General features: G+C 66.0%; 9 protein-coding genes. 8 read left to right on the top strand and 1 reads right to left on the bottom strand.

Annotation, left to right across the window (positions count from 1 at the left end; translation table 11 throughout):
* Window positions 1-107 precede the first annotated feature (107 nt).
* The gene (gene greB, locus FEF15_RS09505; protein WP_163558927.1) at window positions 108-659 is read right to left on the bottom strand and encodes a transcription elongation factor GreB; all 552 of its coding nucleotides are present in this window, start codon (window positions 657-659) and stop codon (window positions 108-110) included.
* A 152-nt stretch (window positions 660-811) separates the two neighbouring features.
* Between greB and FEF15_RS09500 the strand changes: the two genes are divergently transcribed.
* The 8 genes from FEF15_RS09500 to FEF15_RS09465 all read left to right on the top strand — a co-directional run bounded on the left by FEF15_RS09500 (window position 812) and on the right by FEF15_RS09465 (window position 6,834).
* Entirely contained in the window at window positions 812-1,456 is a 645-nt protein-coding gene (locus tag FEF15_RS09500) for an NUDIX domain-containing protein (RefSeq protein WP_163558913.1), read from the top strand.
* A gap of 1 nt (window position 1,457) precedes the next feature.
* Window positions 1,458-1,901: a DUF1249 domain-containing protein gene (locus FEF15_RS09495; protein ID WP_163558912.1), complete on the top strand. Its 444-nt coding sequence runs from the start codon at window positions 1,458-1,460 to the stop codon at window positions 1,899-1,901.
* Window positions 1,902-1,944: 43 nt separating this feature from the next.
* Window positions 1,945-2,679, top strand: a complete 735-nt coding sequence (locus tag FEF15_RS09490) for a phosphodiesterase (RefSeq protein ID WP_163558911.1) — start codon at window positions 1,945-1,947, stop codon at window positions 2,677-2,679.
* A gap of 124 nt (window positions 2,680-2,803) precedes the next feature.
* The gene (gene cysD / locus FEF15_RS09485; RefSeq protein ID WP_163558910.1) at window positions 2,804-3,784 is read left to right on the top strand and encodes a sulfate adenylyltransferase subunit CysD; all 981 of its coding nucleotides are present in this window, start codon (window positions 2,804-2,806) and stop codon (window positions 3,782-3,784) included.
* Between the two features lie 12 nt (window positions 3,785-3,796).
* Window positions 3,797-5,221 (top strand): sulfate adenylyltransferase subunit CysN, encoded by a 1,425-nt coding sequence (gene cysN, locus FEF15_RS09480; RefSeq protein ID WP_163558909.1) that lies wholly within the window; start codon window positions 3,797-3,799, stop codon window positions 5,219-5,221.
* A 320-nt stretch (window positions 5,222-5,541) separates the two neighbouring features.
* On the top strand, window positions 5,542-6,216 hold the full coding sequence (locus FEF15_RS09475; protein ID WP_163558908.1) for a zinc metallopeptidase: 675 nt from the start codon (window positions 5,542-5,544) through the stop codon (window positions 6,214-6,216).
* A 70-nt stretch (window positions 6,217-6,286) separates the two neighbouring features.
* Window positions 6,287-6,520 (top strand): AbrB/MazE/SpoVT family DNA-binding domain-containing protein, encoded by a 234-nt coding sequence (locus FEF15_RS09470; protein WP_163558907.1) that lies wholly within the window; start codon window positions 6,287-6,289, stop codon window positions 6,518-6,520.
* Window positions 6,514-6,834, top strand: coding sequence for a type II toxin-antitoxin system PemK/MazF family toxin (locus FEF15_RS09465; RefSeq protein WP_163558906.1), 321 nt, complete (start codon window positions 6,514-6,516; stop codon window positions 6,832-6,834). The genes FEF15_RS09470 and FEF15_RS09465 overlap by 7 nt, the downstream gene beginning before the upstream one ends.
* The last annotated feature ends 3 nt before the right edge of the window (window positions 6,835-6,837 follow it).

Genomic DNA, 6,837 nt, shown 5'->3' with positions numbered 1-6,837 from the left:
GTGATTCCAGTATAGCCCCAGGCTCGCGTGATGGCTGGTCAACATGAGTAATCAGGAAAGAAAAAGAAGCGTATGCCTCGATAACGGAAGACAACAGGCATGGCAGGCTACTCTGAGGATCCATCCTGCGGATCGCGATAGTCGATCTCGGTAATGATATAGGTGGTCTCGCCGCCGGGAGCGGCGACGGTGACTTCGTCGTCGAGCGCCTTGCCCAGCAACACCTTGGCCAGCGGAGCGTCGACGCTGATCCAGCGCTTTGTCGTGTCGGTCTCGTCGTGACCGACGATGCGAATCCGTGTCTCTTCGCCGTCGTCGTCTTCCAGCGTCACGAAGGCGCCGAAATAGACCTTGCCGGTGTCCGCCGGCAGCCGGTCCACCACCTGCAGTTCGTCGAGGCGCTTGGTCAGGTAGCGGATGCGCGCGATGACCCGGTTGAGCTCCTTCTTGTTGTAGGTGTAGTCGGCGTTCTCCGATCGGTCGCCGAGCGCGGCGGCCTCGCCCACCTTGGTGGAGAGCGCCGGACGCTTGACCCGCGACAGGTGGTCGAGGATGCCGCGCAGGCGCGCCGCGCCCTCGGCGGTGATCAGGTTGCTCTTGGGTTCCTGGCGCGGGTCCTTGGCGGGGTCGCGCCAGCGGGTCATGTTGCGGCCTTTCATGATGCCTACTACCGTCTTGATGGGCTGGTTGCCGGCCAACATACGTCATCCGGCGCTGTCAGGCCATGGCGTCAGCGGGGCAGCGTGCCGAAGGTTGGCAGGGCTGCCCGCGGCCATGATAATGGTCGCTATTCGTTTTTCGGGAGACCGGCATGGCCGAGACCGCCAAGGGCCACCTTCGCGCCCCCTTCCAACCGCCTTTCACGGTGGCCGACGTGGAGCTGCTCGAGCGCCGCTGCCTGCATCAGGGCTTCTTCAGCCTGGAGCAGGTTCACCTGCGCCACCGTCTCTTCGACGGCGGCTGGAGCCAGGAGGTGGTGCGCGAGGTGCACCGTCGCCACGACGCCGTGGGCGTGCTGCTCTACGACGTGGAGCGCGACGCCGTGGTGCTGGTGGAGCAGATCCGTGCCGGGGCGCTGGACGATCCCGCTTCGCCGTGGAAGCTCGAGGTGGTGGCCGGCCTGGTGAAGCCGGGGGAGAGCCCGGCCGAGGTGGCCCGCCGCGAGGCTCACGAAGAGGCCGACTGCGCGGTGGGTGAGCTGATCGAGCTGCACACTTACTACCCCAGCCCCGGCGCCTGTAACGAACGAGTGACGCTGTTTTGTGCCCTGATCGACAGCGCGGGGCTCGGCGGCGTTCACGGCCTCGACGAGGAGCACGAGGACATCCGCGTGCATGTGCTAGGGTTTGGCGAAGCGTGGGAACTCCTCGAGGCAGGGCGACTCGACAATGCGATGTCGCTGATCGCCTTCCACTGGCTGGCTGGCCAGCGAGCGTCGCTGAGAGCAAGGAGGTAGCGTGGCAAGAAGTGCGTACGTCACCGATCTGAAGGGCCTGCAGAGCGAATGTAGCGCCAACTACCTGCGCCTGATGCGGCTGCTGGGTGACCTGACGGCGGGCGAGAGCCGGGAACTGGAGCTCGCCGGCGATCGCGGCCGTTTCGGCACGCTGCGCCTGGCGGTCCAGGAAGAGGCACCCTACACGACCGTGGTGCGAGTCACCCAGAGTGGCATCATGGACGCGCTGATCGAGCCGCCACGCATGCGCGTGCATCTTTATCATGACGTACGCATGGCCGAGGTCACCGACTTCCAGCGCGAGCGCCATTTCGACGGCCGTTACCGCTATCCCAACGTGCGCATGCACCAGCCCGACGAGAAGCTCCAGCTCAACCGGTTTCTCGGCGAATGGCTCTCCCACGGTCTGGCCCACGGCCATGCCGACCTGCCCCAGTTACCCTGAGCCCGTTCCCCCGAATGAATCGTCCTGACGAGATACCGCCCCGATGCGCCTGATCCAGGTCACCGACTGCCACCTGCACGCCGATCCCCGGGCCCGCTCGCGAGCGGGCTTTCCACTGCGCCAGCTCGAGCGCGCGCTCGAGGCGGTCGTCGACGAGCGCCCCGACCTGGTATTGATCACCGGCGATATCAGCCAGGATGAGACGGCGGCTTCCTATCAGCTGGCCGAACGCGCCCTGGCGCGGCTGGGCTGTCCCTGGTTCTGGCTGGCCGGCAACCACGACGACCCGGCGCAGATGGCGGCCGTGCGCGAACTCCAGACCGAGGTCGAACTCGATGGCTGGCGGCTGCTGCTGCTCGACACCCGGGTGAGCGGCCATCCCCACGGCGAGCTCGGCGAGGCGCAGCTGGCGGCGCTGGCCGAGCGCCTCGAGGCGGACGACCGACCGACGCTGATTACCATGCACCATCCGCCCCTGGCCGTGGGCTCGGAGTGGCTAGATGCCATCGGGCTCGCCGATCGCGAGGCACTGTGGCAGACCCTGGCGGCCTATCCCCAGGTGCGGCTGATCCTGTGTGGCCACATCCACCAGGCCTTTGCCAGCCGTCAGCGCCACGCCGAGGGCGAGGTGGCGGTCTACGGCTGTCCCTCCACCACCGACCAGTTCCTCGCCGGCTCGGCGGCGTTCGCCATCGACGAGGCGTCGCGTCCCGGCTACCGCGTCGTCGAGCTGCGCGGCGATGACTGGGATACCTGGGTGGAGCGCGTCGAGCTCTAGCGGTTCGTTATTCCTAGACTGCCTAAAAAGATAGGCAATCATTCTTTCGTGTTATTACCAGCCCGTCGTACCCTGTGCGCAACCACTTCATTTCGCCATGCGACCATGCGAGGTACACGGGCCGATGACCAGTCTTCATGCCCCAGCGCGACACGCCGCGACTCGTGACCCAGCGCCCGCGGCCGAGTCGGCCGCACTCACGCCGCGCCGGATGACCCACCTGCAGCAGCTCGAGGCCGAGTCGATCCACATCATCCGCGAGGTGGCCGCCGAGTTTGCCAATCCGGTGATGCTCTACTCCATTGGCAAGGACTCCTCGGTGATGCTGCACCTGGCGCGCAAGGCCTTCTATCCCGGGCCGCCGCCATTCCCGCTGATGCACGTCAACACCACCTGGAAGTTCCGCGAGATGATCGAGTTCCGAGACCGCATGGCGGCGGAATCGGGCATGGAGCTGATCGAGCACATCAACCAGGAGGGTGTCGAGGCGGGCATCAACCCCTTCGAGCACGGCTCGAGCGCCTACACCGACGTGATGAAGACCCAGTCGCTCAAGCAGGCGCTGGACAAGTACGGCTTCGATGCCGCCTTCGGTGGGGCACGCCGCGACGAGGAGGCCTCGCGCGCCAAGGAGCGCGTCTTCTCTTTCCGCGACAAGTTTCACCGCTGGGACCCCAAGAACCAGCGCCCCGAGCTGTGGAACCTCTACAACGCCCGGGTGCAGAAGGGCGAGTCGATCCGCGCCTTTCCGCTCTCCAACTGGACCGAGCTGGACATCTGGCAGTACATCCACCTGGAGCAGATTCCCATCGTGCCGCTCTACTACGCCGCCCCGCGACCGGTGGTGAAGCGCGACGGCATGCTGGTGATGGTCGACGACGAGCGGCTGCCGCTCGAACCCGGCGAGGTGCCCGAGGAGCGCTGGGTGCGCTTCCGCACCCTGGGTTGCTACCCGCTCACCGGGGCGGTGGAGTCGAAAGCCGCGACGCTGCCCGAGATCATCCAGGAGATGCTGCTGACCCGCACCAGCGAGCGCAGCGGCCGCGCCATCGACCACGACCAGGCCGGGTCGATGGAGAAGAAGAAGCGCGAAGGATACTTTTAAGGGGGCGGTCAGATGGCACACCAATCGACACTCATTGCCGACAACATCGAGCAATACCTGCACGAGCACGAACAGAAGGACCTGCTGCGCTTCATCACCTGCGGCAGCGTGGATGACGGCAAGTCGACGCTGATCGGGCGCCTGTTGCACGACTCCAAGATGATCTTCGACGACCAGCTAGCGGCGATCACCCAGGCTTCCAAGACCAGCGGCACCACCGGCGAGGCGGTGGATCTGGCGCTGCTGGTCGACGGGTTGCAGTCGGAGCGCGAGCAGGGCATCACCATCGATGTCGCCTACCGCTTCTTCTCCACCGACAAGCGCAAGTTCATCATCGCCGACACCCCGGGTCATGAGCAGTACACCCGCAACATGGCTACCGGCGCCTCCACGGCGAGCCTCGCCATCATCCTGATCGATGCCCGCCACGGCGTGCAGACCCAGACCCGGCGGCACAGCTTCATCGCCGACCTGCTGGGCATCCAGCACCTGGTGGTGGCGGTCAACAAGATGGACCTGGTGGACTACGACCAGGCGCGTTTCGAGGAGATCGTCGCCGAGTACCGCGCCTTTGCCGAGCAATTGTCGGCACGCGACATCCGCTTCGTGCCGATCTCGGCGCTGGAGGGCGACAACGTGGTCAACCAAAGCGCCGCCATGCCGTGGTACGAGGAGGCGCCGCTGCTCTCGCTGCTCGAGACCGTCGAGGTGGTGCGCGACCAGAACCTCTCGGACCTGCGCCTGCCGGTGCAGTACGTCAATCGCCCCAACCTCGACTTTCGCGGCTACGCCGGCACCCTGGAGGCGGGCGTGCTGCGCCCGGGGCAGGCGGTAAAGGTGCTGCCCTCCGGCAAGACCAGCCGTGTCGAGCGCATCGTTACCTATGACGGCGACCTCGAGGCCGCCTGGCCGGGTCAGGCGATCACCGTGACGCTGGCCGACGAGCTCGACATCTCGCGTGGCGACTGGCTGGTCGCCGCCGACGATGAGGTGGATCGCAGCAATGCCTTCGAGGCCGACATCGTGTGGATGCACGACCAGCCCCTGGAGCCAGGGCGCCAGGTCGATTTCCGCCTGGCCGGCCGGGCCGTGTCGGGGCGGGTGAGCGAGATCCTCCACCAGGTGGACGTCAATACCCTCGAGCGCCACGCCGCCGACAGGCTTAACCTCAACGCCATCGCCCGCTGCCGCGTCGAGCTGACCGCCGAGGTGCCGTTGGATCGCTATTCGCGTAGCCCGGGCACCGGCAGCTTCATCGTCATCGACCGGCTGACCAACGTCACCGTGGGGGCCGGCATGGTGCGCGACGTCCTGGCGGGGGAAGCCACTGCCAGCGGCGAGATCGACTGGGCGGGCTTCGAGCTGGAGCTCAACGCCCTGGTGCGCAAGTACTTCCCGCACTGGGAGGCGAAGGACCTGCGCGAGCTGCTGAAGTAACTGGCCACTCTGTCATCGCAGCGGGCCCGGTCGCATTGGCGGCCGGGCCCGCTGCTTTTTTGATTCTTCGCAGACTGGCGCGAAATAGCTTTGTGGGAGGGAGCTTTAGCTCCGGTTCGACGCCTCGACGAAGCAGCGCGCAGCGCTGCCGAAAGGGCGCCTGCGGCGCCTTCGCCCGGCAGAGCCGGCCTCCCACCATGTAGCCTGTAAAACAGATTCACGCCGATCTGCGAAGAACCTTCTTTGTCGGCGGTCATCGCGCCGGAAACCGGTTCTGGTAGGCTGTGTCCAATGATGAAACCTTCCCGGAGCCCCGTTCGATGATCGTGCTGCTGATTGCGCTGCTGCTGGCGGTGTTTCTGCTGCCCAACGCCTGGGCGAAGTGGGTGCTCAAGCGCCATGCACGCGGGCGTGACGACTACCCGGGCACCGGCGCGGAGCTTGCCGACCACCTGCTGCGCCGGCAGGGTATCGAGGGCGTCAAGGTGGAACGCAGCGAGCAGGGCGACCACTATGACCCCCAGGCGCGTCGTGTGCGCCTCTCGCCGGAGGTGTACGACGGGCGCTCGCTCACCGCCGTGACCGTGGCCGCCCACGAGGTGGGCCACGCCATCCAGCACCACCAGGGCTATGCACCGCTGCTGGCCCGTTCGCGCCTGGTAGCGGTGGCCCAGCGCGCCGAGAAGATCGGGGCGCTGCTGATGATGGCCGCCCCCTTCCTGTTCATCATCACTCGCCTGCCCGGCGGACTCGCCCTGGTGGTGGCCGCCGCGGTGATCAGCTTCGGCACCGCGGCCTTGGTGCACCTGGTGACCCTGCCGGTGGAATTCGACGCCAGCTTCCAGCGGGCCCTGCCACTGCTTAAGGAGTACGTGCCGCCTTACGACATGCCCGGCGCCCGCCACGTGCTCACCGCCTGCGCTTTTACCTACGTTGCCGCGTCGCTCTCCAGCATTCTCAATCTGGGACGCTGGCTGGTGATCCTGCGGCGCTAGCCACTCTCGACAAGGTCGCGGATATATGTAATAACAAAGTTATTACTTGTATGGCGTGAGGAGGTGGCAGATGCGCACGCACCTGCGAAAGATCGGCAATTCCAAGGGGGTGTTGATTCCAGCAACGCTACTTGCCGAGCTGGAAATCACCAATGAGGTGGAGATTCACCGCGAAGGCGACCGGCTGGTGGTGGAGCCCGTCAAGCGACCCCGCGAGGGCTGGTTCGAGGGCTATGACGCTGCCAGGGATGAGGATACATGGCCGGAGGCCATCGACGCCGACACGGATGAGTGGCAATGGTAGGCCGCACGGTGTGCCGCGGTCAGGTCTACTGGGTCAACCTCGATCCCATAGTGGGCACCGAAATACGCAAGACGCGGCCTGCGCTGGTGGTATCGCCCGATGACATGAACGCGGCGCTGCCTCGGGTCATCGTCGCCCCGGTGACCAGCAAGGGGCAGCCGCTGGGGTGTCGTCCGGAGGTCACGTTCCAGGACAAGTCGGCCCGTATCCTGCTCGATCAGATTCGCTGCATCGACAAACGCCGGCTGTTGGGCCGCATGGGCGAGATTCCGGCGTCGGACTGGCACCCGACCCTGCTGGAGATGCTGCAATAGCCC

It is taken from the genome of Halomonas sp. NO4 (assembly GCF_010994375.1).
Classification (GTDB): Bacteria; Pseudomonadota; Gammaproteobacteria; order Pseudomonadales; family Halomonadaceae; genus Halomonas.
Note: the sequence above shows the minus strand (reverse complement) of the source record. Positions and strands in the feature narration are given on the sequence as shown.

Excerpts from the sequence above, each read along its gene's own strand:
- greB (WP_163558927.1), bottom strand. The coding sequence starts at position 659 with ATGAAAGGCCGCAACATGACCCGCTGGCGCGACCCCGCCAAGGACCCG.
- FEF15_RS09500 (WP_163558913.1), top strand. The coding sequence starts at position 812 with ATGGCCGAGACCGCCAAGGGCCACCTTCGCGCCCCCTTCCAACCGCCT.
- FEF15_RS09490 (WP_163558911.1), top strand. The coding sequence starts at position 1,945 with ATGCGCCTGATCCAGGTCACCGACTGCCACCTGCACGCCGATCCCCGG.
- cysD (WP_163558910.1), top strand. The coding sequence starts at position 2,804 with ATGACCAGTCTTCATGCCCCAGCGCGACACGCCGCGACTCGTGACCCA.
- cysN (WP_163558909.1), top strand. The coding sequence starts at position 3,797 with ATGGCACACCAATCGACACTCATTGCCGACAACATCGAGCAATACCTG.
- FEF15_RS09475 (WP_163558908.1), top strand. The coding sequence starts at position 5,542 with ATGATCGTGCTGCTGATTGCGCTGCTGCTGGCGGTGTTTCTGCTGCCC.
- FEF15_RS09470 (WP_163558907.1), top strand. The coding sequence starts at position 6,287 with ATGCGCACGCACCTGCGAAAGATCGGCAATTCCAAGGGGGTGTTGATT.
- FEF15_RS09465 (WP_163558906.1), top strand. The coding sequence starts at position 6,514 with ATGGTAGGCCGCACGGTGTGCCGCGGTCAGGTCTACTGGGTCAACCTC.